The organism is Caulobacter sp. CCG-8 (genome assembly GCF_037402475.1).
Classification (GTDB): domain Bacteria; phylum Pseudomonadota; class Alphaproteobacteria; order Caulobacterales; family Caulobacteraceae; genus Caulobacter.
In genome coordinates this window covers 1-21629 of record NZ_JBBEUD010000011.1, presented here as the reverse complement: position 1 = coordinate 21629, position 21629 = coordinate 1, and the positions used below count along the sequence as shown (strand labels likewise).

The 21629-nt window shown below is 69.9% G+C and carries 27 protein-coding genes and 1 tRNA gene; 11 read left to right on the top strand and 17 right to left on the bottom strand.

The window, feature by feature from the left end; all coding sequences use genetic code 11:
* Positions 1-72: 72 nt before the first annotated feature.
* The 3 genes from rpsA to aroA all read right to left on the bottom strand — a co-directional run bounded on the left by rpsA (position 73) and on the right by aroA (position 3903).
* Positions 73-1782, bottom strand: coding sequence for a 30S ribosomal protein S1 (gene rpsA, locus WAE60_RS12285; RefSeq protein WP_029910506.1), 1710 nt, complete (start codon positions 1780-1782; stop codon positions 73-75).
* A gap of 134 nt (positions 1783-1916) precedes the next feature.
* Entirely contained in the window at positions 1917-2567 is a 651-nt protein-coding gene (gene cmk, locus WAE60_RS12280; protein WP_337686740.1) for a (d)CMP kinase, read from the bottom strand.
* A gap of 4 nt (positions 2568-2571) precedes the next feature.
* Entirely contained in the window at positions 2572-3903 is a 1332-nt protein-coding gene (gene aroA, locus WAE60_RS12275; RefSeq protein ID WP_337686738.1) for a 3-phosphoshikimate 1-carboxyvinyltransferase, read from the bottom strand.
* A 116-nt stretch (positions 3904-4019) separates the two neighbouring features.
* On the opposite strand from aroA, the gene WAE60_RS12270 reads away from it, so the two are divergent.
* The 3 genes from WAE60_RS12270 to WAE60_RS12260 all read left to right on the top strand — a co-directional run bounded on the left by WAE60_RS12270 (position 4020) and on the right by WAE60_RS12260 (position 5465).
* Entirely contained in the window at positions 4020-4487 is a 468-nt protein-coding gene (locus WAE60_RS12270) for a TIGR02300 family protein (protein ID WP_029910500.1), read from the top strand.
* A gap of 192 nt (positions 4488-4679) precedes the next feature.
* A tRNA-Ala gene (locus tag WAE60_RS12265) sits at positions 4680-4755 on the top strand.
* Between the two features lie 149 nt (positions 4756-4904).
* Positions 4905-5465 (top strand): hypothetical protein, encoded by a 561-nt coding sequence (locus WAE60_RS12260; RefSeq protein WP_337686735.1) that lies wholly within the window; start codon positions 4905-4907, stop codon positions 5463-5465.
* Positions 5466-5612: 147 nt separating this feature from the next.
* On the opposite strand, the gene WAE60_RS12255 is transcribed toward WAE60_RS12260, so the two are convergent.
* Complete coding sequence (locus WAE60_RS12255; protein WP_337686733.1) at positions 5613-6596, bottom strand: alpha/beta hydrolase; 984 nt, start codon at positions 6594-6596, stop codon at positions 5613-5615.
* Positions 6597-6719: 123 nt separating this feature from the next.
* Between WAE60_RS12255 and WAE60_RS12250 the strand changes: the two genes are divergently transcribed.
* Together WAE60_RS12250 and WAE60_RS12245 are read left to right on the top strand one after the other, a co-directional pair.
* Complete coding sequence (locus tag WAE60_RS12250) at positions 6720-7550, top strand: helix-turn-helix transcriptional regulator (protein ID WP_337686732.1); 831 nt, start codon at positions 6720-6722, stop codon at positions 7548-7550.
* A gap of 59 nt (positions 7551-7609) precedes the next feature.
* Positions 7610-8560, top strand: a complete 951-nt coding sequence (locus tag WAE60_RS12245; protein WP_337686730.1) for an EF-hand domain-containing protein — start codon at positions 7610-7612, stop codon at positions 8558-8560.
* Here the strand turns inward: WAE60_RS12245 and cysQ are convergent.
* Positions 8557-9333, bottom strand: coding sequence for a 3'(2'),5'-bisphosphate nucleotidase CysQ (gene cysQ / locus WAE60_RS12240; protein WP_337686728.1), 777 nt, complete (start codon positions 9331-9333; stop codon positions 8557-8559). The two genes, WAE60_RS12245 and cysQ, sit on opposite strands and share 4 nt — an antisense overlap.
* Positions 9334-9519: a DUF3553 domain-containing protein gene (locus tag WAE60_RS12235; protein WP_337686727.1), complete on the bottom strand. Its 186-nt coding sequence runs from the start codon at positions 9517-9519 to the stop codon at positions 9334-9336.
* A gap of 96 nt (positions 9520-9615) precedes the next feature.
* Here WAE60_RS12235 and chpT point away from each other — a divergent pair, with 96 nt between their 5' ends.
* The 3 genes from chpT (at position 9616) to WAE60_RS12220 (ending at position 11563) form a co-directional block, all read left to right on the top strand.
* Positions 9616-10293, top strand: coding sequence for a histidine phosphotransferase ChpT (gene chpT, locus WAE60_RS12230; RefSeq protein WP_029910481.1), 678 nt, complete (start codon positions 9616-9618; stop codon positions 10291-10293).
* 83 nt (positions 10294-10376) lie between these two features.
* Positions 10377-10754: a response regulator gene (locus tag WAE60_RS12225; protein ID WP_197026670.1), complete on the top strand. Its 378-nt coding sequence runs from the start codon at positions 10377-10379 to the stop codon at positions 10752-10754.
* Entirely contained in the window at positions 10751-11563 is an 813-nt protein-coding gene (locus tag WAE60_RS12220) for a protein-glutamate O-methyltransferase CheR (protein WP_337686726.1), read from the top strand. Before WAE60_RS12225 ends, WAE60_RS12220 begins: the two co-directional genes overlap by 4 nt.
* A 3-nt stretch (positions 11564-11566) precedes the next feature.
* Here WAE60_RS12220 and WAE60_RS12215 read toward each other — a convergent pair whose 3' ends face one another.
* The 5 genes from WAE60_RS12215 to WAE60_RS12195 form a co-directional block, all read right to left on the bottom strand.
* Complete coding sequence (locus WAE60_RS12215; RefSeq protein ID WP_029910472.1) at positions 11567-12628, bottom strand: hypothetical protein; 1062 nt, start codon at positions 12626-12628, stop codon at positions 11567-11569.
* 290 nt (positions 12629-12918) lie between these two features.
* On the bottom strand, positions 12919-13053 hold the full coding sequence (locus WAE60_RS12210; RefSeq protein WP_029910469.1) for an entericidin A/B family lipoprotein: 135 nt from the start codon (positions 13051-13053) through the stop codon (positions 12919-12921).
* 69 nt (positions 13054-13122) lie between these two features.
* Positions 13123-14835, bottom strand: a complete 1713-nt coding sequence (locus WAE60_RS12205; RefSeq protein ID WP_029910466.1) for a sensor histidine kinase — start codon at positions 14833-14835, stop codon at positions 13123-13125.
* On the bottom strand, positions 14832-15437 hold the full coding sequence (locus tag WAE60_RS12200) for a sigma-70 family RNA polymerase sigma factor (RefSeq protein WP_028040105.1): 606 nt from the start codon (positions 15435-15437) through the stop codon (positions 14832-14834). The genes WAE60_RS12205 and WAE60_RS12200 overlap by 4 nt, the downstream gene beginning before the upstream one ends.
* Before the next feature lie 2 nt (positions 15438-15439).
* Positions 15440-15625, bottom strand: a complete 186-nt coding sequence (locus WAE60_RS12195) for a NepR family anti-sigma factor (RefSeq protein WP_028040104.1) — start codon at positions 15623-15625, stop codon at positions 15440-15442.
* Between the two features lie 245 nt (positions 15626-15870).
* Here WAE60_RS12195 and WAE60_RS12190 point away from each other — a divergent pair, with 245 nt between their 5' ends.
* Entirely contained in the window at positions 15871-16671 is an 801-nt protein-coding gene (locus WAE60_RS12190) for a response regulator (protein WP_029910462.1), read from the top strand.
* Between the two features lie 84 nt (positions 16672-16755).
* Here the strand turns inward: WAE60_RS12190 and WAE60_RS12185 are convergent, their stop codons facing one another.
* From WAE60_RS12185 to WAE60_RS12170, 4 genes are all read right to left on the bottom strand, one after another.
* Positions 16756-17007: a hypothetical protein gene (locus WAE60_RS12185; RefSeq protein WP_029910459.1), complete on the bottom strand. Its 252-nt coding sequence runs from the start codon at positions 17005-17007 to the stop codon at positions 16756-16758.
* 11 nt (positions 17008-17018) lie between these two features.
* A complete protein-coding gene (locus WAE60_RS12180) occupies positions 17019-17228 on the bottom strand; it encodes a hypothetical protein (RefSeq protein WP_337686715.1) in 210 nt (69 codons plus the stop codon).
* 327 nt (positions 17229-17555) lie between these two features.
* Positions 17556-18020, bottom strand: a complete 465-nt coding sequence (locus WAE60_RS12175; RefSeq protein WP_337686714.1) for an OmpA family protein — start codon at positions 18018-18020, stop codon at positions 17556-17558.
* An 84-nt stretch (positions 18021-18104) separates the two neighbouring features.
* Positions 18105-18446 (bottom strand): glycine zipper domain-containing protein, encoded by a 342-nt coding sequence (locus tag WAE60_RS12170; RefSeq protein WP_029910449.1) that lies wholly within the window; start codon positions 18444-18446, stop codon positions 18105-18107.
* A 132-nt stretch (positions 18447-18578) separates the two neighbouring features.
* Here WAE60_RS12170 and WAE60_RS12165 point away from each other — a divergent pair, with 132 nt between their 5' ends.
* A complete protein-coding gene (locus tag WAE60_RS12165) occupies positions 18579-19442 on the top strand; it encodes a diacylglycerol kinase family protein (RefSeq protein WP_337686712.1) in 864 nt (287 codons plus the stop codon).
* Positions 19439-20290, top strand: a complete 852-nt coding sequence (locus WAE60_RS12160; protein ID WP_337686710.1) for a metallophosphoesterase — start codon at positions 19439-19441, stop codon at positions 20288-20290. Before WAE60_RS12165 ends, WAE60_RS12160 begins: the two co-directional genes overlap by 4 nt.
* A 13-nt stretch (positions 20291-20303) precedes the next feature.
* Here WAE60_RS12160 and WAE60_RS12155 read toward each other — a convergent pair whose 3' ends face one another.
* On the bottom strand, positions 20304-20918 hold the full coding sequence (locus tag WAE60_RS12155) for a superoxide dismutase (RefSeq protein ID WP_347349852.1): 615 nt from the start codon (positions 20916-20918) through the stop codon (positions 20304-20306).
* A 96-nt stretch (positions 20919-21014) separates the two neighbouring features.
* The gene (locus WAE60_RS12150) at positions 21015-21347 is read right to left on the bottom strand and encodes a hypothetical protein (RefSeq protein ID WP_337686708.1); all 333 of its coding nucleotides are present in this window, start codon (positions 21345-21347) and stop codon (positions 21015-21017) included.
* Positions 21348-21629: the final 282 nt, after the last annotated feature.

Here is a 21629-nt window from a genome sequence, read left to right as displayed (position 1 = left end):
GGCAAAAGAAAACGGCGGCCGGATCGCTCCGGCCGCCGTCTCTAAGCTCTAGTCTTCGCAGGTAAGCGAAGCTTAGTCCTTGGTGGCCCGCTCGCGCAGGGCCGCGCCCAGGATGTCGCCCAGCGAAGCGCCGGAGTCCGACGAGCCGAACTGCTCGATGGCTTCCTTCTCTTCGGCCATTTCCAGCGACTTGATCGACATCGAGACGCGGCGAGCCGCCTTGTCGATGTTGGTGATCTGAGCGTCGACGCGGTCACCCACGGCGAAGCGCTCGGGGCGCTGTTCCTGACGGTCGCGCGACAGGTCCGACTTGCGGATGAACGCGGTCATCTGGGCGTCGTCCTCGCCGAAGCGCACTTCGATGCCGCCGGTCGTGACTTCGGTCACGGTGACGGTCACGGTCTGGCCCTTGCGGTAGGTGTCGCCCGACATCGGATCGCCGCCCAGCTGCTTGATGCCCAGCGAGATGCGTTCCTTCTCGACGTCGACGTCCAGGACCTTGGCCTTGACGATGTCGCCCTTCTTGTAGCGGGCCATGGCTTCTTCGCCCGACGCGCTCCAGTCGATGTCCGACAGGTGCACCATGCCGTCGATGTCGTTGTCGAGGCCGATGAACAGACCGAATTCGGTCGCGTTCTTGACTTCGCCTTCGACTGTCGAGCCGACCGGGTGGGTTTCCAGGAAGGAATCCCACGGGTTGGCCAGGGCCTGCTTCAGGCCCAGCGAAACGCGGCGCTTGGACGGATCGACGTCCAGCACGACCACGTCGACTTCCTGCGAGGTCGAGACGATCTTGCCGGGGTGGACGTTCTTCTTGGTCCAGGACATTTCCGAGACGTGCACCAGGCCTTCAACGCCGGCTTCCAGCTCCACGAAGGCGCCGTAGTCGGTGATGTTGGTGATGCGGCCCGTGAACTTGGCGCCGACCGGGTACTTGGCTTCAACGCCATCCCACGGATCCGACTGCAGCTGCTTCATGCCGAGGCTGATGCGCTGGGTGTCCGGGTTGATCTTGACGATCTGGACCTTCACGGTGTCGCCCACGGCGAGCACTTGGCTCGGGTGATTGACGCGCTTCCAGCTCATGTCGGTGACGTGCAGCAGGCCGTCGATGCCGCCCAGGTCTACGAACGCACCGTAGTCGGTGATGTTCTTTACGACGCCTTCGCGGATTTCACCCTCTTGCAGCTGCGACACCAGTTCGGTGCGCTGCTCGGCGCGGGCTTCTTCCAGGATGGCGCGACGCGAGACGACGATGTTGCCGCGCGGACGGTCCATCTTGAGGATGGCGAAGGGCTGTTCCTTGCCCATGAGCGGGCCGACGTCGCGCACCGGGCGGATGTCGACTTGCGAGCCGGGCAGGAAGGCCGAGGCGCCGCCCAGGTCGACGGTGAAGCCGCCCTTGACGCGGCCGACGATGGCGCCGAGCACGGGTTCGTTCTTGGCGTAGACGCCTTCCAGACGGGTCCAGGCTTCTTCGCGCTTGGCCTTTTCGCGGCTGATGACCGCTTCGCCCAGGGCGTTTTCGAGGCGTTCCAGGAAGACTTCGACGGTGTCGCCGACCTTCACGGTGGCCTTGCCGGTCTCGTCGACGCCGAATTCCTTCAGCTGGACGCGGCCTTCGGTCTTCAGACCGACGTCGATGATCGCGAAGTCCTTCTCGATCCCAACGACCTTGCCCTTGACGACGGTGCCTTCAGCGAAGTCGCGGCCGCCCATGGAGTCGTTGAGGAGCGCTTCGAAATCGTCGCGCGTGGGGTTGAAGCTCATATCGTCAGCCATGCTGATCTTTGGTCTCTAGGTTGTGGGAAGCCCTGCGGTGAGCGCCGTCGGAGGACGGTTCTCGGGATTCCGGGTTGTGAGATTTTTCGGATGCGAACCGCCGTGTCCTGAACGGCGGCGAGGCGGGCGGTGGATTAGCCCTTGGGGTTTCCCCACCGGGCGCGCGCCGCCTCGACGATGCGGCGGGCCGCATCGAAGGTCTGGGATATAGTCATTTCCGACGTATCAAGCAAGACGGCGTCGGGAGCCTGCGTCATCGGCGCGCTGGCCCGGCCGCCGTCGCGCTCGTCGCGTTTCCGGATATCGGCCAGGATCTCGTCGAAGGTCACGGCCTCGCCCTGGCCGACCAGCTGCTTCCAGCGGCGGTCGGCGCGGACCTCGGGGCTGGCGGTGACGAACAGCTTGGCCGGGGCCTCGGGGGCGATGACCGTGCCGATGTCGCGGCCGTCGATGACGCTGCCGGGCTCGCGCAGGGCGAAGTCGCGCTGCAGGTCGAACAGGGCCTTGCGCACGCCGGGATGCACGGCCACCCGGCTGGCGGCCTCGCCGGCGTGGCGGGTGCGCACGGCCGGGTTCTCCAGCTCGGCCAGCGCCAGACCGCGCGCCGCCGCCTCGGCCTGGACCGCGTCGTCGAGATCGCCGTCCGCGTCCAGCAGGCGTACGCCCACGGCGCGGTAGAGCAGGCCGGTGTCCAGCATCGGATAGCCGTAGAGCTCGGCCAGGCGCGAGGCGACCGTGCCCTTGCCCGAGGCGGCGGGACCGTCGACGGCGATGACGAAAGCCATCGCCCTAGGCCTCGGCGATCGAGCCGCCCAGGCCGCGCATCAGCTCGGCGAAACCGGGGAAGCTGGTGGCGATCATGCCGGGCTCGTCGATCTCGACGGGTTCCTGCGCGGCCATGCCCAGGATCAGGTGGCTCATGGCGATGCGGTGATCGCCGTGGGTGATCACCTTGCCGCCGCCGCGCACCGGATGGTTGGCGCGGGCCGTGCCGATGACGGTCATGCCCTCGGGCTCTTCCTCGACGGTGACGCCGCAGGCCTTCAGGCCCGCCGCGGTCAGGGCGATGCGGTCGCTTTCCTTGACGCGCATCTCGCCGATGCCGCGCATGACGGTCGAACCCTCGGCGAAGGCCGCGGCCACCGCCAGGATCGGATATTCGTCGATCATCGCCGGCGCGCGCTCGGGCGGCACGACGACGCCCTTCATGTCCGGGGAGTAGCGGGCGGTGATGTCGCCCACCTGCTCGCCGCTGGACTCGCGGACGTTCGCGATCACCAGGTCTGCGCCCATCTCCTGCAGCGTCGTGAACAGGCCCGTGCGCAGCTCGTTGAGCATCACGCCCTCGACCGTCACTTCCGAGCCGGGGACGATCAGGCCGGCCACCAGCGGGAAGGCCGCCGATGACGGGTCGCCCGGCACGGCCACGTGGGTTCCGGTCAGCTTCTGTCCGGCGGGCAGGCGGATGTGGCGCACACCGTCGCGATCCTCGACGATCACCTCGGCCCCGAAGGCCCGCAGCATGCGCTCGGTGTGGTCGCGGGTGGCCTCCGGCTCGATCACCTCGACCCCGCCCTCGGCGTGCAGGCCGGCCAGCAGCACGGCCGACTTCACCTGGGCCGAGGCCATCGGCAGCTTGTAGGACAGCCCGCGCAGGTTGCCGCCCTTCAGGGTCAGCGGCAGGCGGCCCTTGTCGCGGCCCAGCCAGGTGGCGCCCATGCGGGCCAGCGGGTCCAGGACCCGGCCCATCGGCCGGCCGCGCAGGGAATTGTCGCCGGTGAAGGTGGCGCACAGCGGGAACCCCGCCGCCGCGCCCATGATCAGGCGCACGCCGGTGCCGGCGTTGCCGCAGTCGACCACGTCCGACGGCTCGACGAAGCCGCCCTGGCCCTCGATCCGCCAGCGACCCACGCCCTCCTGCTCGACCCGCGCGCCGAAGTGACGCATGGCCTGGGCGGTCGCCAGGACGTCGGCGCCCTCCAGCAGACCCTCGACCGTGGTGGTGCCCGACGCCAGGGCGCCCAGGATCATCGAACGGTGCGAAATCGACTTGTCACCGGGGGCCCGAACGGTTCCACGCAAGGCTCCGCCGGGCGTGCTCTTCAGTCCAGCCGTCGTCATGCCGAAACCGGCTCCTTGGTCATGGTGGTTTTCGCGAGGGGTTTGCTTTTGACAGCGGCCCCTCGTCATGGCAAGTGACCGGCCGCTTTTCCCATCTGGATCAAAGGGTCGCCGCCTTGGCCAATCCCGAATTGGGCGCAAAACAGATTTGCCCCAACTGCCAATCGAAGTTCTACGATCTGAACCGCCGCCCGGCCGTGTGCCCCAAATGCGGCGAGACGTTCGATCCTGAAGAGGCCCTGAAGTCGCGCCGCGTGCGCGCCCGCGCCGTCACGCCGGACTACGACGCCGACGACGAGAAGGAAGTCGTCGCGCCGAAGGAGGTCGACGGCTACGAGGACGAGGTCGATGAGACCCCGGAAATCGACGAGGCCGCCGAGGAAGTCGTCGAGACCGACGACGACGACAGCGATCCCACCGTCGCGCCGGCTCCGGGCGGCGACGACCTGGGCGTCGACTTCTCGGAAGACGAGGATCTCGCCGAGGACGAAGCCGACGACGTTCCGTTCCTCGAGGACGAAGACGACGAAGACGTCCTCGACGACGAAATCGAAGGTCTGCCGGGCGCGGACGACGACGACTGAGGTCGTCCGCCCTCTTCGGAAAATTGATCGAACAACGGTCCGAAAAATTTTCCGAAAAAAGTTCGCCGGGAGGGTTGATCCAAAAATCCTCCCGGCATAGGTTCCGCGCCTCTTCGGGGGCCACCCACTCGGAACCGCCGGAGAAACTGAGGAATACCAACGCTTCCCGCCGGGAAAACTTGGGAAAACCTTGGGGCTATAGCTCAGCTGGTAGAGCGCTTGAATGGCATTCAAGAGGTCAGCGGTTCGACTCCGCTTAGCTCCACCAAAGCGGCCGCTTCCCTAAAGGGAGCGGCCGTTTCCATGTCCGGCGCCCGGTTCGGCGGCGAAATCGCGGACGCAACCTTCCCGACAAAAAACGACTCCGCCCTGCATCGGTTTACCGGTCAGAGTGCTTCCGTGTTCGGAGGCCTGTTCATGCGACCCATCAAACCGTTTTCCCGCCCCGCCCTCGCCGCCGCGATCCTGTTCGTGGCGGGTCCCGCCCTGGCCCAGACCGAGCCGTCCAAGGTCCAGCAGATCGGAGAGGACGCCTCGAAGGTGGCCGCCTCGCCGCTCAAGGACGTGGGCGTGATCAAGGACAAGATCCCGCAGGTGCTGATCGACGCCCGCAAGGACGCCTACGCCCTGCCCTCGCCGCTCAGCTGCAAGACGATCTTCGATGCGGTCGACGCCTTGGACGCGGAACTGCAGCCCGACCTCGACGCCGAATCCACCAAGCTCAAAACCGGCATGTCGGCGACCGAGATCGGCGAGACGGTGGTCCATGGCCTCACCCCGCTGCGTTCCTGGGTCCGCAAGCTGAGCGGGGCCGAGAAGAACGCCAACGAGGTCCAGGCGGCGATCCTGGCCGGCTCGATCCGGCGCGGCTACCTGAAGGGCGTGGGCCTGCAGATGCACTGCAAGCCGCCGGCGGCCCCGCTGGGCGTGACCCTGCCGGCGGCGGCGAAGCCCGCGGCCAAGCCGAAGAAGCGCTGAGCATTTTTATCCGCTCATCCCGGCGAATGCCGGGACCCAGATGGAATGGCTTTGAGGCGGGTTCCTCGAACGGTGAGCCCTTCCAATCAGTCACACCGCTATTGGATCTGGGTCCCGGCATTCGCCGGGATGAGCGGATTTAGGCGTTCACCCGCCCCACAGCCTCAACGCCTCCTCGGCCACCACGTCCGGATATTCCTCCGGCCAGAACAGCTTGGCCTTGGGCAGGCGGCGCACGCCCTTGGCGTTCGGCAGGATCGCGGCCAGGTAGTCGGGGCTGCGCTTGTCGAAGATGTCGTCGGCCATGCCCCAGACGATGCGGGTCGGGACCGCGCACCGCCGCAGGGACGCCTCGATCCCCGCCAGGGGATTGGGGTCCAGCCCCAGGGTGTAGGCGTTGACCAGGGCCTTGCTGGCCGCCGTGGCGACCAGCGGGCCGAAATACATGGCGATCGCCGCGTCGGTGGGCTGGCTGGGGTCGGAGAAGCACATGCCGCCGAAGCCTTCCGGCGAACGCGCCAGCTTGGGGTCCTTGAACCACGGGACCAGCCACTGGTCGGGATAGGTCCCCTCCCGCGCCAGGGCCAGCACCGGCTGCAGGGCCGGCGGCGGACTGTCGGGCTCGACGTCGCAATTGGTCAGCAGCAGGGTGCGGACTCGTTGCGGGAAGCGGGTGACGAAGATCTGGGCCACCGCCCCGCCGCTGTCGTTGGCCACCAGGTCGACCGCGGCGATCTTCAGGGCGTCGAGGAAGGCCGCCAGCATGTCGGCCTGGTCGGACGGCGTCACGCCCTGGCCCGGGGCCACGCGGGTGAAGCCCAGGCCCAGGGAGTCCGGCGCGATGCAGCGGCGATGCGGCGACAGGCGATCGAAGGCGCCCCGCCATTGGAAGCCGTTCAGCGGGAAGCCGTGCAGGAACAGGGCGACCGGCCCGGCCCCGCGCTCGACATAGGCGATATCGCCGAACTTGGTGGGCAGGTGGCGGCGGTCGGCGTTCCAGGCGCGGGCGGCCTTGGCGTCGTCCTCGGCGCGGGGCGGGGCGCCTTCGGCCCAGGCCGCGCCGGCGTCGGCGCCGGCTGCGGCCAAGGTCGCCAGGCCCGTCGCGGCGGTCAGGAACTGTCGTCTTTGCATGGTCCGATCCTTTGGGCGGGAGCGCGGCGGCTCCGGTTCGCTGAAGGACTAGGAGCGCCGGATCACCGGCTCCATGACCTGGCAGGTTATGGCGATCATGCCCCGGCCGGTTAGAGTGAGGTTATGAACACCATGACCTCGCCCCCGCCCCGCTCCGCTCCCGCCGGGACCGAACACCCGCTGGGCGACCTGCTGCGCCAGTGGCGCGCCGCCCGGCGGATGAGCCAGATGGACCTGGCGCTGGAGGCCGGGATCTCGACCCGCCACCTCAGCTATGTGGAAACCGGCAAGGCCCGGCCCAGCCGCGAGCTGGTCGCCCTGCTGGCCGGGGCGCTGGACATGCCCATGCGCGACCGCAACGCCCTGCTGGTGGTGGCCGGCTACGCGCCCGGCTATCGCGAGACCCCGCTGTCGGACCCGCAGATGGCGCTGATGCGCCGGGCCATCGACTGCATCCTGGCCCAGCACGAGCCCTATCCCGCCTTCGTGGTGAACCGGCACTGGGACGTGCTGATGACCAGCCAGGGCCTGCTGCGGGTGTTCGGCTGGCTGCGCGACGGGGCCCAGCCGCACGGCAACATCATGCGCCAGGTCTTCGACCCGGCCGACATGCGGCCCTTTGTCGAGAACTGGGAGGAGGTGGCGGGCGACCTGATCGGCCACCTGCATCACGAGGCGGCCACCGACAAGACGTCCCGCGCCCTGCTGGACGAGGTGCTGGCCTATCCCGACGTACCGGCCCGCTGGGAGCACCGCGAACTGGGGGCCACGCCCCTGCCGCTGATGACCGTCACCTTCCGCAAGGGCGACCGGCGCCTGACCTTCTTCTCGACCCTGACCACCTTCGGCACCTCGCGCGACATCACGCTGGAGGAACTGCGGATCGAGTGCATGTACCCGGCCGACGACGAGACGGCGGCCTTCTGCCGAAGCCTGGCGGAAAAGGACGCCTAGGCCCCGATACAACCTCTGGCGCCGAACTTGTTGCGTTCGCCCCGACAGGAGGACGAGCGATGGACATCAGCGTCACCGGCGGGGCGACCGCCGACCTGTGGGCCTTCCTGCGCGAAAACCGGGTCTCGCTCCCGAAAGCCTACGATATCGCCGGCGGGGCTATGCAGCTCGCGGTCAAGGACCAGGTGTTCAAGGCGTTCGACGCCGACCAGGACGGCAAGGTCTCGGCGGACGAGATCGCCAAGCTCGGCAATAACGGCCAGGACAAGCTTGCCGACAAGCAGGCCCTGGTCTCGGCGTTCGACCGCAACGGCGACGGCGCCCTGGACGTCGGCGAGTTCGGCGCGTCCAGGCTGCTGGACCGCGAGAACCTGCAGACCCTGCTGGGCGTCCAGGACGAAAAGGGCGTCGCGGGCTGGCTGGTCTCGCGCGCGGACGCCGACGGCGACGGCGCGCTGTCCCTCGACGAATACGCCGCCGTCGCCTCGACCAGGGTCGGCCCCGGCCGGATCGGCGCTGACGGCAAGGCGGTCTGGGACCCGGTCGAGAAGGTCAACGCCGACAGGTTCGGCTGGACCGACGCCGACAAGGACGGACGCCTGTCCGTCGATGAGCTGGCGGCCAAGCTGGCCGCGGCGCCGGAAATCCGCCGGATCGGCGACTCCGGCCAGGCCGTCGGCGTCCTGAGCGCGGCGGCCGACGGCGATGGCGACGGCGGCGTGTCTGCCGGGGAACTGGCGGCGGCGGCCAAGGCCCAGGATCTCGACACGGGGCCCGTCGACGACCTGATGCGATCGGCCGATCGCGACGGCGACGCGAAGCTGTCCGTCGACGAACTGCGCTCGGCTGTCCAGGCGCAGCCGCGGCTCTTCAAGCTGGGCGCGGCCGACGACCCCGGAGCGCCGACGGCCGGTGAGATCCTGCTGGCCCGCCTGCTGCGGTCGACCATGGACAGCCTCAGCGACCGCACGGCCTCCGAACTGGGCGGCGCCCTGAACCGGACGGCCTAGGCCCCGCGCGCCACGAACCAGCCGTTACGGAAGCCCTGATCGGCCTTGCCGTAGGTGAAGGCCTCGCCTTCGGGCGTGGTGAAGCGGCCGCCGGCGGCGGCCAGGATGGCGTGGCCGGCGGCGGTGTCCCATTCCATGGTCGGCCCGTGGCGCGGATAGATGTCGGCCGCGCCCTCGGCGATGCGGACCAGCTTGATCGAGCTGTCCATCGGGGCGCGCAGCGAGAAGCCGTACTGGGCCGCCAGCTCGGCCGCCCGCTCTTCCTTCATGGTGTGGCTGACCAGGGCCAGGGCCTGGCCCTCGGGCCACGACCGGGCCTGGACCCGGGTCTCGGCGCCGCCGGGAGCCTCGCGCTTGAGCACGCCCTGCGCCGAAGTGAACCAGACCTCGCCGGTGGCCGGGGCGCAGATCGCGCCGGCCACGGGAACACCGTGGTCGATCAGGCCGATATTGACCGTGAAGTTGGGATCGCCGCGCACGAAGGCCTTGGTGCCGTCGACCGGGTCGACCAGGAAGAAGCGCGGGCCGACGGACTCGGGCGTGCCGAACTCGCTGGCGTGCTCCTCCGAGATCGCGGTGATGTCCGGGAAACGCTCGGCCAGCCGGGCCAGGATCAGCCGCTCGCCGGCCTTGTCGGCCTCGGTCACCGGGCTCTCGTCGGCCTTTCGGACCACGTCCAGCTCGGTGCGCCAGAACGGCAGGATGACCTCGGCCGCCGCCTCGACGATCGTCGCCAGGTCGCGGCCGTAGTCGGCCAGGTTGGTGTAGCTCATTCAGCTTCCCCGAGGGTCGTCGCCGACAAAGACCAGGGCGACGCGCGTCGCGTCGATGGTGTGCTTGCCGGCGTCTTCGAAATTGACGGTCACGCGATGGCCGATCACCGACTGCACCTGGCCCAGGCCCCAGTCGGGGCGGTCCGGATGGCGCACGAGGACGCCGGGTTCGATGAAGGGATCCATGACGGGCCCCTGATAGGCCGCCGAACCCCGGTAAACCAGCCCCCGTTTCGTCCGGTGGCGTTTGCCAAACCGCCAAATCACGCCAAAGATCGCGCCATGACCGACGCCGCCGCCCCTGCCGCTCCCGCTGACGCTCCCGAGCTGAACGTCAACGGCCCCGACTTCGCCGCCCTGGTGGCCGCGCGCCTCTGTCACGACTTCATCAGCCCGGCCAGCGCCATCGTCTCGGGCCTGGACCTGCTGGAAGACCCCTCGGCCCAGGACATGCGCGAGGACGCCATGAGCCTGATCTCGTCCAGCGCCCGCAAGCTGGCCGATCTGCTGCAGTTCACGCGGGTGGCGTTCGGCGCCTCCGCCTCGGCCGAGAACTTCGACTCCCGCGAGCTGGAGAAGCTGGCCCAGGGCGTGTTCGCCCACGTGCGCCCGACGCTGGAGTGGGCGATCCCGCCGTCGACCATGAACAAGGCCAGCGCCCGCGCCATCCTCAACATCGCCCAGATCGCCGCCAGCGCCCTGCCGGCCGGCGGCAAGGCGACGCTGCGGGCCGTGGTCACGGGCGACCGGGTGGCGATCACCGCCGACGCCGCCGGCCCGCGCGCCCGCCTTCGTCCCGAAATCCTGGCCGGCCTGAAGGGCGAACCCCTGGCCGAGGGCCTGGGCGGCCCCTGGGTGCAGGCGGCCTATCTGAACGCCCTGGTCCGGGCGGCCGGCGGCCAGATCGGCGTCGAGTTGGGCGAGGACCAGGTCACCCTGGCCGCCTGGGTCCCCGCCTGATCTTTTTCCAGCGATAATCCCTGCGGAACGGCCCCGCCGTCACCGCTCCTTAACACCCTCGGCGGCAAGCTGGGGGGATTGGAGTGGAGCGTGCCGTGAAGACCTGTCTCGTCGTCGACGACAGCCGGGTGATCCGCAAAGTCGCCCGGCGCGTCCTGGAAGACATAGGCTTCGAGATCGCCGAGGCCGCGGATGGCTTGGAAGCCCTGGCCTGGTGCCGGGCCGCGATGCCTGACGCCGTGCTCCTGGACTGGAACATGCCGGTGATGAACGGGATCGAGTTCCTGCGCCATCTGCGCCAGGAGCCGGGCGGACAGGGTCCGACCGTGGTCTTCTGCACCGTCGAGAACAAGATCGAGGCCATCCGCGAGGCGCTGGACGCCGGCGCGGACGAATACATCATGAAACCGTTCGACGGCGACATCATCGCGGCGAAGTTCGCCGAGGCGGGCCTGCTGTGACGCCCGAGGACATGGACCTGCTGTCCGCCCTGGCCCGCCAGCGCGCCGGCCTGCGGATCGAGAGCGACAAGGCCTATCTGGTCGAGAGCCGGCTCAACCCCCTGGCGCGCCGCGAAGGCTTCGAGTCGATCGACGCGATGGTCGCCGCCCTGCGCGCCCACCGCGAGGAGCGGCTGATCTGGGCGGTCGTCGAGGCCCTGACCCTGAACGAGACCGCCTTCTTCCGCGACCGCGAGGTCTTCGCCCAGCTGCGCGACGAGCTGCTGCCGACCCTGTCCAAACTGGTGCGCAAGCGGCCGATCCGGATCTGGAGCGCCGCCTGCTCGACCGGCCAGGAGGTCTATTCCCTGGCCATGACCGCCGAGGAGGCCCGCGACCTGGCGCCCGGCGCCCGCTTCGAGTTCTTCGGCTCCGACCTGTCCGACCGCTGCCTGGAGAAGGCCCAGAGCGGCCTCTACACCCAGTTCGAGGTGCAGCGCGGCCTGCCGATCCGGCTGCTGGTCAAGCACTTCGAGAACCAGGACGAGATGTGGGCGATCAGCCCGCGCATCCGCCAGGCCGTGCGCTGGCGGCGGATCAACCTGCTGGCCGACCTGTCCTCGATGGGCAAGTTCGACGTCATCCTGCTGCGCAACGTGCTGCCGGGCCTGGACCCCAGCCTGCACGGCCGGGTGATCGAGAGCCTGGCCGCGCGGCTCGAGGACGACGGCGTGCTGCTGGTCGGCAGCGGCGAGTCCCTGGAGGGCGTCACCGGCGCCGTGCGGGCCATCGCCGGACGCGCCGGCCTGTTCACCCGCGCCGCGGCCTGATCATCAGGCCCGGGCCGTCCCCAGCTTGGCGCCGCGATCGCGCCAGAACGCCAGCGCCTGATCCCAGACCGTCGCCGGCGCGCGCTCGGGCAGCGCCTTGACCAGCTTGCGATAGAGGGTCTGGACCGGCCCCGGCGCGGTCAGGGCCGCGGAGAGGTCCAACGTCTCGATCATCGCCACGGCTTCCTTGCGGTAGTCGACGGCCAGCTTGCCGGCGTGCGGCGCGGGCGTGCGGCAGTCGCCGAAGTCGAGCTTCACCCCCGTCAGCACCTCGATCGCCGTGGACATGGTGCGGGCGTATTGCGGATCGGCGCCCAGGCGGTCGACGTCGATCACCAGGTCGGCGCGCGGCAGGGCCGCCACATAGGACAGCACATAGACGGCCAGGAAGGCGGCGAACGAGGTCCGGGCGGGCGCGCGTTTCAGCCGCTTGCGCACGGCCGCGATCCGCTCGAACAGGTCGCCCTTGCCCGCCGTCAGCCCCAGCCGCCTGGCCCCGGCCTCGCCGCCGGCCGTCTCGGACAGGATCACGTACTGGCAGAGTTCGAAATAGGTGGGGCGGGGCCGCTTGCGCAGCGAATAGAACGACCGCCACTGCTGCACGGGATCGCGGATCAGCACGATGTGGGTGCCGCCGAACCGCCGCCGCAGCCAGCCGATCCGGCCCAGGGTGCGGCAGCAGGCCAGCACCGGCGTGCGCTCCTCGCGCCGCGCGGCCTCGATCAGGGTCTCGACATAGGCGGCCTGGCCGGGGTCCTCCTGATCGACGGGCAGGAAATAGTCGTCCAGGGCCAGGCGCGTCTCGAACCCGGGGACGCCGCCCTCGGGTCCCAGCAGGTCCTGGAATTCCTGCAGATAGGGCAGGCCGTCGGTGGGGTGGCGCAGGCCGCTGGTCTCCGGCCGCTCCCGGGCGATGCGCTCGGGCGTCAGGGTCGCCAGCTGCTCGTGCCAGGGCTCGTAGAAGGCCATCACCTCGGGAACGGCGCGGAAACGGCGCCAGACATAGGTGCTGGAGCATCGCCAGCCGCTGTGGACGAAGATCGGCGCTGAGGACGGACGCGGCAAATCGGAGCTCTCACCCGTGGAAGGAACCTCCAAGGTGAAGCCTCGGCTTGGCTGGCGGATATCGATCCAGGCTGGATTTGGACGAGATTTGTAACCGGTGCGCCACGGCTGAGATCGATTGTAACGAAGCCCCGCCGACCGTTTCCGGATCGTCTTCAAATTGCATTTCTGTAATAAAATCTAAAGTAGAATAACCCGGGCGGCGGGCGCGAAAAAGCCCGCCGATCCTGGGGACCGACGGGCTTGATCCCGAAGCCGGCGGAACCGGCTCCTAGACCTCGAATTTGGGACTACTTGGCGTCCTTGGCGGTGTCGCTGACGGCCTGGCCGGCCGACGAGACGTCCTTGCCGGCGCCTTCGACGGTGTTGCAGGCGGCGACGGTGAGGCTGGCGGCGATCGCGGCCAGAACGATGAGCTTGCGCATGGGTCTTCTCCGGTGATCGCCCCAATTGGGCGTCTGAGGTGTTGCCCCACTTGAACGTTGGCGGCCCAGCTAGGTTCCGGCCGTCGCGGGCTCGGCCGACGGGGCTTCGGGCGTTGGGAACACAAGGCGCACCAGCAATCCGCCGGCGGCCGAGGTCTCAAACAGCAGCTTGCCGCGCAGCTGGCGGGCGAAGGCCGTCATCAGGGTTCGACCCACCCCCTCGACCGGCCCCTTGGGCGCGCCGGGACCGTCGTCGCCGATGGCCAGCTCGGCCTCTTCCCCGCGCACGAAGAAGTCGACCGTCAGGGTGCCGCCCCGCTCGGCCAGGGCGTGCTTCTGGGCGTTGGTGATGGCCTCGACCGCGAACAGGGCCAGGGGCGCCAGCCGGTCGGGGTCGATGACCAGGGGGTCGGCGTGGACCTCGGTGCGGATCGGACCGCCGGTCGACATGTCGCCGGCCAGCAGCAGGGCCGTCAGCTCCTCCAGGAACGGGCGCAGGTCCACCCGCTTGAGGTCGGGCCCCTGGTAGAGCGCCCGGTAGATCTGGGCCAGGGCGGTGATGCGCTGGCGGGTGTCGTTCAGGGCCGTGCGGGCGGCGGGGTCGGTCAGGGCCCGCTGCTGCATGTTCAGCAGGCTGGAGATGATCTGGAGGTTGTTCTTCACCCGGTGATGGATCTCGCGCATCAGCGCGTCCTTCTCGCCCAGGCTGTCGCGCAGCGAGGCGTCGCGGGCGACGATGCCGGCGGCCATGTCGTCGAGGGTGGCGGCCAGCTCGCGGATCTCGGGCGGCGCGCGCTCGGCCTGCAGGGGGCGCACGGTGAAGCGGCCGCGGGCGTAGATGGCCGCGACCCGGCGCAGATAGACGATCCAGCGGATCACCGCCTGCTCGGTGGCGTAGAGCACGGCCGCCAGGGCCAGGACGAACGCCAGCAGCGGGGCCAGCAGGCGCAGCATCGGGTTCAGCCAGGCCCAGGAGGCGATTCCCGGGGCCTTGGCCGACAGGATGACGAACACCTCCTGGCCGACCAGGGGCGCGGCCGAGAAGTCGCGCGGCCGGCCGTCGGCGTCGCGGCCGGACCACAGGGCCGAGCCGCTCTTCACGGCCTGCTCCCGCCAGGCCATGGTCGGCGTGCCGAACGCCCGCCGGTTGGTGGCGGCGAAGACATGGCCCTCGGAATCGGCCAGGGCCACCTCGGCCCCGCCCGGCAGGTAGCGGTTGGCGGTCTCGGGCTGGATCGTCGACAGGGTCAGGACGGCGGACATGGCGCCGTCGAAGCGGCCGTCGCGCGTCTCGGCCCGCACCGCCGTCAGCACGGCGGGCTCGTCCGCGTAGTCGACGCCGGGGATGCTGGCCACGACCATGTGCGATCCGGCGGCCAGGCGCTGGAACCAGCGGCGGCTGGCGCGGGTGGGATCGGGCGGCGTGGTGCCGGCGGCGCAGGACACCCGGCCGTAGGCGTCGAACCGGATCAGGTTGGCGTAGCCCGGCAGGCGCTCCTTCACGGTGTCCAGCCGCTGGGCGCATTCCAGCCCGACCGAGCCCGGCCCCAGGGTCTGGAGCAGGACGCCGGCGGCCTCGATGCGGGCCCGGGCGATGGCGGCGCTGCGCCCGGCCGCCAGCTCCAGGCTCTGGCGACGCGAGTCGGCCTCGGCCTTGAAGGCGAACACCGATTGCAGGACGCCCAGGATCAGGACGGGCAAGAGCGCGAGGAACAGCGCGCCGGCCAGTCGGACCCGGATGGACCCGACCGCCCCGGCCCCTCGCCCGAGAAGAGACTTCACCGCAGGGTGCTCAGTCTCTCCGCGTCGGCCAGGATGGCGTACATGGCGTCGCCGGCGGCGGCGCCGTCGCGGTCATAGGCGCCGGCCTCGAGAATGGCCTGCAGGGCGCGCCGCGCGCGGCTGACCCGGCTCTTCACCGTGCCCACGGCGCAGCCGCAGATCTCGGCCGCCTCCTCGTAGGCGAAGCCGCCGGCCCCGACCAGGATCAGGGCTTCCCGCTGTTCGGGCGGCAGCATGGCCAGGCTGAGCCGCAGCTCGTCCAGCGCCACCGGCGCCTCGGGATCGTCGACCGCCACCAGGGTGCGTTCGGCGGCTTCCTGGTCGAGCTGGCTCTGGCGCCAGGAGCGGCGCTTCTCGGAATAGAACTGGTTGCGCAGGATCATGAAGGTCCAGGCCTTCATGTTGGTGCCCAGCTGGAAGCTGGCGCGGGCGTCCCAGGCCTTCATCATGGCGTCTTGCGCCAGATCGTCGGCGGCGGTGGGATCGCCCGTCAGGGTCCTGGCGAAAGCCCGCAGATGCGGGATGAGCGTGACGAGCTCCTTCTTGAAGGTCCCGTCGCGGGCCGGGTCGAAAGGCGAGCGGCCGACTTGCGCTTCGCTCATGCTCACCGCTCTCCCGAAGGCGTCTCGGCCTTGCGCAGGATGTCCAGAAACTCGTCGGGGACCGGCTCGTTCACCACCTCGTCGAACATCTGACGAAGCTTGACGCCGATAGCCTGCTGACGGAGCCGCGCTTCGTCCAGCGCGGCCGCCCCTTTGCGGTGATCTTCCATGGGTACGTGTTCGATCATGTCCTCGACGCCGACAAGACGCGGCGCCCGCCCCCTTTGGCCGAATGAGTGTACGCCGGATGACAACGTCGGATTCCGTATGGGGTTCCACAAGCTTGAGCATATGATGGCAAAATTCTTCGGACTTCGGAACCTGTCATGGAACCGGGGCCTGGGGGTTGCGTTTATGTTCGGATGGCCGAACGGCGTAGCTTCACCGCACCCCCGGCTTTTTTGTACCCGAAGACACTCACACGGGAGGGGTCATGAGTCTTCTTGCCCGGCTGGCGCCGCACCTGCCTTACGTTCGTCGCTACGCGCGCGCCCTGACCGGCGATCAGACGACCGGCGACCACTATGTCCGCGTCGCGCTCGAGGCCCTGGCGGCCGGCGAGCGGTCGCTGGACGCCAACCTGTCGCCGCGCGTCGCCCTGTATCGCGTCTTCCACGCCATCTGGCTGTCCTCGGGCGCCCAGCTGGAAGCGCGGCGCGACGACCAGTCCAACGCCGCCGACGACGCCTCGCAGCGCCTGATGCGGATCGCCCCGCGGTCCCGCCAGGCGTTCCTGCTGACCGCCCTGGAAGGCTTCACCCCGACCGAGGCCTCGCAGATCCTCGACTGCGACTTCGCCGAGGTCGAGCGCCTGATCGCCGAGGCCCAGAGCGAGATCGACGCCGAACTGGCCACCGAAGTCCTGATCATCGAGGACGAACCGGTGATCGCGGCCGACATCGAGGCCCTGGTCCGCGAACTGGGCCATGACGTGATCGACATCGCCGCCACCCGCGGCGAAGCGGTCGACGCCGTGTCCCGCCGCACGCCCGGCCTGGTGCTGGCCGACATCCAGCTGGCCGACGGCTCGTCGGGCATCGACGCGGTCAAGGACATCCTGGCCCGCCTGGACGTGCCGGTGATCTTCATCACCGCCTTCCCCGAGCGCCTGCTGACCGGCGAGCGTCCGGAACCGACCTTCCTGATCACCAAGCCCTTCCAGCCGGAAACGGTGAAGGCGGCGATCGGCCAGGCGCTGTTCTTCCATCCGCGCCGGACCCAGAAGGCCGCCTGATCCACGTCAGGTCCTGAAACGATCAAGGCCCCGGTGCGAACCGGGGCCTTTTTCGCGCGCGCTAGTCGTTGGACGCGGAGGGGATCAGCCGGCCGGCGTCTGCTTCACCGGCGCCTGCTCGGTCGAATACTGCTGGGCTTCGCCCTGGGTCGTGGCGCCCTTAGTGTGTTCGACCGACGCCAGGTCGCCCGAGCGCAGGCCCCAGGCGCCGAACAGCGCCGCGGCGGCCAGGACGGTCGAGATGACCAGCACCCAGAAGACATGCTTGCCCCAGCGGCCCTGGCGGGCCCGGGTGGCGTTGACGGCGGGATGAGGGTGTTCGAGGTCTGCGGGCATGGAGGGCCTCCTTAGCGGGCGGCGGAATAGGTCCCGACGTCCGGCGCCGCCGGTCCGCTGGGAGCGAGGTTGTCGTTGAAGCGCTGGAGAAGCGCCGCCGAGGCCGCCACCGCGGCGATCACCGCCAGGGCCGCCACGCGGTTGCGCCGGACCTTCTGCTTGCGCGTCAGCGTGGTTTCGAAGGCCAGTCCACCGTGTTCGGTCTGATAGGTGCGGATCACGACGTAGCTCCCCAGAGCGAGGCCGGGCGGCCTCCTGGAAAATCAACGTCCCGTCCCTGGCGACGTTCCCTTCGGCCCTTGCCGGAAGGGGTTCGCGGGCCCCTGAAAAAATAATCGCGGGAAAGGCGAAAAAAGTTTCGATCGGCGGGAACCCGGTCGGGGGAGCCACGTTTTCGATTTGCGGAGGCGGCGACGCCCCCCCGACTTGAGGCTGGTGAAAGCCAGCCTGTCGCCTCCGCACCCCCCTCTTTGCCCTTCAGGCGGACCCTTTCGGATCCGCCTTTTTTGATGCGCCCTGAAGCGCCCGAAGAGGGGTCGCCGCGACGATTACAGCTTGCCGTCGAGATCGAACCGGATGTCGGCGCGTCGCCGCAGGGGACGGGCCTCGCCGTCGCTGGTGGTGGCGCCGGCGTCACCGGCCGCGCCGACGTCGAACTCCACGTTCCCGTAGCCCATCTTCGCCAAGGCCCGCGTCACGATGTCGGCCCGCTGCTTGGACACCGTCAGGCTGGCGTCCGGCGAGCCCACGGCGTCGGCCAGGCCGATCACCCGCACCGAAGCCACCTTGCAGCCCGTGGCCAGGGCGTCGGCTCCCTTGAGCACCGAGCGCGCCTCGTTGGTCAGCTTGGCCGACTTGCTCTCGAAATAGATCTGGACCGAGAAGTCCTCGCAGCTCGGCGCCGTCTGCACGATCTGGGACCTCGACTTGGGCCACGGGCTTTTGCTCGCGCATCCCGTCGCCAGGACCCCCAGCACCGCCACGCCGACAATCGCCAATCCGACTTTCTTCATCGTTTGCCCTCTCTGACGTCACGGCGCGCAAAAGGCGGCCGACACGAGTCGACCGCCTTCTGAAGATTTCAGGCCAGGCCCGACTTAACGGGGGCTGCCGTCTTCCCAGTAGTAACGACCGCTGCGCGAGTCATAGTAGTAATACCGTCCGGCTCGCTCGTCATAGTACTGACGGCGATTGACGTTCGTGGCGCCGCAGCCGCCGTCCTCGCGGCAGCCCTTCACGGCGCCGACCGTGCCGCCGATCGCCGCGCCGACCAGGGCGCCGGTGCTGGCGCTGCCGCCGCCGACATTGTTGCCGACCACCGCGCCCGCCAGGGCGCCCAGGCCCGCGCCGGCCGCGGCGTTGCGTTCGGTGTTTCCGGTTGCGGTGCAAGCGCTGGCCAGCACGCCGACGCCCAAGAGGGCGATCAAAGTCTTGTTCATCGTGGCTCTCCGTTCGAGCTTGTCCCAAGCAGGCAAACGACCTCGCCACGACAACGGTTCCGGGAACCGCGCTCAAGCGCCGCCGTTTCCTTCGGGCCTCCCCGCGCACGGCCGCGCCTTCTGGAATTTCGCATGCGTGTGGAAGTCGTCACCAACATCGCCTCCGGTTCGGTGGGCAAGGACGCCCCGGCCCAGGCCGAGGCCATCCTGGCCGAGCACGGCGTCACGGGGCGGGTCCACGCCCCCAGCGAAGGCGAGCTGACCGCCTGCCTGCGCGAAGCCCTCGACGCCAAGCCCGACGCCCTGCTGGTGGTGGCCGGCGACGGCACCGCCCGGGCCGCGGCCGAGATGGCGGGCCCCGAAGGTCCCCTGGTCGCGCCCCTGCCCGGCGGCACCATGAACATGCTGCCCCACGCCCTGTACGGCGCCGTGCCCTGGCAGCAGGCGATGGCCGACTGCCTGAAGGGCGGTCACGAACGGATGATCTCGGGCGGCGAGATCAACGGCCGCCTCTTCTTCGTCGCCGCCATCCTGGGCAGTCCCGCCCTGTGGGCCGACGCCCGCGAGGCGGCGCGGGCCGGACGGGCCGACCTGGCCCTGCTGCGGGCCCGGCGGGCCCTGCGCCGCGCCTTCTCCAGCCGCCTGCGCTACGTCCTGGACGGCCGCCCCAAGGGCAAGACCGAAGCCCTGAGTCTGATGACGCCGCTGGTGTCGACCGATCTGAATTCCGAAGACCAGGCCCTGGAAGCGGCCGCCCTGGACCCCGCCGGCGCCCTCGACATCTTCCGCCTGGGGGTCAACACGGTGACCGGCAACTGGCGCAACGACCCGTCGGTGATCGTCGGCCGCTGCCGGATCGGCAAGGTCTGGGCGGGCGGGCGGATCCCCGCCATCCTCGACGGCGAGCCCGCGCGGCTGGACGACACCGTCAGCATCCGCTTCCGACCGAAAGCCTTCCGCGCCCTGGTCCCCACGCCCACGGCGCCCGCCAAATGACCCCGCTGAAGCTGGTCCAGGTCTCCGACATCCACTTCGGGGGCGAGCACAAGGCCGCCGTCGAGGCGGCCGTCGCGCGCATCCACGCCGAGCGCCCCGACCTGGTGATCGCCGCCGGCGACCTGACCAAGGACGGCAAGGTCGAGGAGTTCGACGCCGCGCTGGCCTGGCTGAACCGCCTGCCGCAGCCGCGCCTGGTCTCGCCCGGCAATCACGACGTCCCGTTCGCCGGCCCGCGCGAGATCCTGACCCGGCTGGTCGCCCCCTGGCGGCGCTACGAGGACCGGTTCGGCGCGCGGATGAACAGCGACTGGGACGATCCGCGCGCCACGGTGGTCACGCTCAACTCGGCCCGCGCCTTCCAGCTGCGGGCCAACTGGTCCAAGGGCGCGGTGTCGCGCCGCCAGGTCCGCGAGGTCTGCGCCGACCTGAAGGGCGCCGCGCCGGGGGCCTTGAAGATCGTGGTCTGCCACCATCCGCTGATCGAGATGATCGGCGGCCCCATGACCGCCAAGGTGCACGGCGGAACCGCCGCCGCCCAGACCTTCGCCCAGGCGGGCGTCGACCTGGTCCTGACCGGCCATATCCACGCGCCGTTCGTGCATCCCTATCCGTTCTCGGACGGCTGCACCCAGGCGGTCGGCTCGGGCACCCTGTCGGTGCGCGAGCGCGGCGTGCCGCCCGGCTTCAACGTGATCGAGGTCGACGACGTCGACATCCGCATCACCGCCCTGGCCTTCGAGCGCACCGAGTTCGTGACCTTCCGGACCTGGTCCGTGCCGCGCCGCTGCGTCCCCAAGGCCCCAAACGAAAACGGCGCGACCGAGGTCGCGCCGCTCAAGGTCTGAGATCCGGTACCGCTTAGGCGGGGTAGGTCCAGACGGCGCCCTGGCCCTTGGCCGCGGCGAACTGGGCGTCGGCGAACGCCCAGTTGGGCAGGACGTCGAACCAGGCTTCCAGGAAGCCCTTCCGGTTGTTCTGGTGGTCCAGATAGTAGGCGTGCTCCCAGACGTCGCAGACCAGCAGCGGGGTGATGCCGTCCTTGGTCAGGGTGTCGTCGGCGTCGTGGGTCGAGATCACCACCAGCTTGCCGCCTTGCACGGCCAGCCAGACCCAGCCCGAACCGAAGTGGCCGATGCCCTCGGCGACGAACTTCTCCTTCAGGCCGGCCAGGTCGCCGAAGGCCTCGGCGATGGCCGCCGACAGCTCAGCGCCCGGACCGGCCTTGTCGGCGCTCATGCATTCCCAGAAGAACTGGTGGTTCCAGATCTGGGCGGCGTTGTTGAACACCTTGCCGGGGCTGGCCTCGCGGATCACCGCTTCCAGCGGGCGCGTGTCGCCTTCCGGCAGCAGGCCGTTGAGCGCGTTCACATAGGCCGCGTGGTGCTTGTCATGGTGGAAATGAAGCGTGTTGGCCGAGATGGTCGGCTCCAGGGCTTCATAGGCGTAGGGGAGGTCGGGGAGTTTGAACATGATCGCTCCAGGGCAAAACGCCCCCGGAAGATGGGCGGGGAGGCCCAGAAAACCAGAGGCGGGAAAAGCTCGTCTTGTCGAAAGTCGCCTGGACCCGCCTCAGCGCGGGGGCGGCTTCTGGGAATCCAGCAACGCCTTGGCGACGATCGCGGCCAGGGCCGGATTGCGGAAGGCGATGATCCCCGCCGCCAGGCCGGCGCCGACGGTTAGGATCGGACGCTCCTTGACCATCTCGATGGCCTTCTCGGCGAAGGCCAGCGCATCCGGCGCGGGTGGCGGACGATGCCGTTCCTCCGCCTTGAAGGCGGCGATCAGGCCGGCGACGCCCACGATGGCCGCGGCCACCGCGGCGACCACCGCCGCCGCCCCGGCCGAGCCGAGGTGGGGCGCCAGCACCGCGAAAAGCGCGAAGGCGGCGGAGACCACGCTCACAGCAGCGGGCGCGGCGGGCGGCCCCGCCCCGGCCCCGGTGGCTACCCTCTAGCACCCCATCACAACTGCCGGCCCCACACGCTTAATGCCACCACACCCCCCCCCCCACACCCCACCCCCCCCCCCCCCCCCCCCCCCCCCCCCCCCCCCCCCCCCCCCCCCCCCCCCCCCCCCCCCCCCCCCCCCCCCCCCCCCCCCCCCCCCCCCCCCCCCCCCCCTCCCCCCCCCCCCCCCCCCCCCCCCCCCCCCCCCCCCCCCCCCCCCCCCCCCCCCCCCCCCCCC

Coding starts and splice junctions, on each gene's coding strand:
- rpsA (WP_029910506.1), bottom strand. CDS start 1,782: ATGGCTGACGATATGAGCTTCAACCCCACGCGCGACGATTTCGAAGCG.
- cmk (WP_337686740.1), bottom strand. CDS start 2,567: ATGGCTTTCGTCATCGCCGTCGACGGTCCCGCCGCCTCGGGCAAGGGC.
- aroA (WP_337686738.1), bottom strand. CDS start 3,903: ATGACGACGGCTGGACTGAAGAGCACGCCCGGCGGAGCCTTGCGTGGA.
- WAE60_RS12260 (WP_337686735.1), top strand. CDS start 4,905: ATGCGACCCATCAAACCGTTTTCCCGCCCCGCCCTCGCCGCCGCGATC.
- WAE60_RS12255 (WP_337686733.1), bottom strand. CDS start 6,596: ATGCAAAGACGACAGTTCCTGACCGCCGCGACGGGCCTGGCGACCTTG.
- WAE60_RS12250 (WP_337686732.1), top strand. CDS start 6,720: ATGAACACCATGACCTCGCCCCCGCCCCGCTCCGCTCCCGCCGGGACC.
- WAE60_RS12245 (WP_337686730.1), top strand. CDS start 7,610: ATGGACATCAGCGTCACCGGCGGGGCGACCGCCGACCTGTGGGCCTTC.
- cysQ (WP_337686728.1), bottom strand. CDS start 9,333: ATGAGCTACACCAACCTGGCCGACTACGGCCGCGACCTGGCGACGATC.
- WAE60_RS12235 (WP_337686727.1), bottom strand. CDS start 9,519: ATGGATCCCTTCATCGAACCCGGCGTCCTCGTGCGCCATCCGGACCGC.
- chpT (WP_029910481.1), top strand. CDS start 9,616: ATGACCGACGCCGCCGCCCCTGCCGCTCCCGCTGACGCTCCCGAGCTG.
- WAE60_RS12210 (WP_029910469.1), bottom strand. CDS start 13,053: ATGCGCAAGCTCATCGTTCTGGCCGCGATCGCCGCCAGCCTCACCGTC.
- WAE60_RS12200 (WP_028040105.1), bottom strand. CDS start 15,437: ATGAGCGAAGCGCAAGTCGGCCGCTCGCCTTTCGACCCGGCCCGCGAC.
- WAE60_RS12195 (WP_028040104.1), bottom strand. CDS start 15,625: ATGATCGAACACGTACCCATGGAAGATCACCGCAAAGGGGCGGCCGCG.
- WAE60_RS12190 (WP_029910462.1), top strand. CDS start 15,871: ATGAGTCTTCTTGCCCGGCTGGCGCCGCACCTGCCTTACGTTCGTCGC.
- WAE60_RS12185 (WP_029910459.1), bottom strand. CDS start 17,007: ATGCCCGCAGACCTCGAACACCCTCATCCCGCCGTCAACGCCACCCGG.
- WAE60_RS12175 (WP_337686714.1), bottom strand. CDS start 18,020: ATGAAGAAAGTCGGATTGGCGATTGTCGGCGTGGCGGTGCTGGGGGTC.
- WAE60_RS12170 (WP_029910449.1), bottom strand. CDS start 18,446: ATGAACAAGACTTTGATCGCCCTCTTGGGCGTCGGCGTGCTGGCCAGC.
- WAE60_RS12165 (WP_337686712.1), top strand. CDS start 18,579: ATGCGTGTGGAAGTCGTCACCAACATCGCCTCCGGTTCGGTGGGCAAG.
- WAE60_RS12160 (WP_337686710.1), top strand. CDS start 19,439: ATGACCCCGCTGAAGCTGGTCCAGGTCTCCGACATCCACTTCGGGGGC.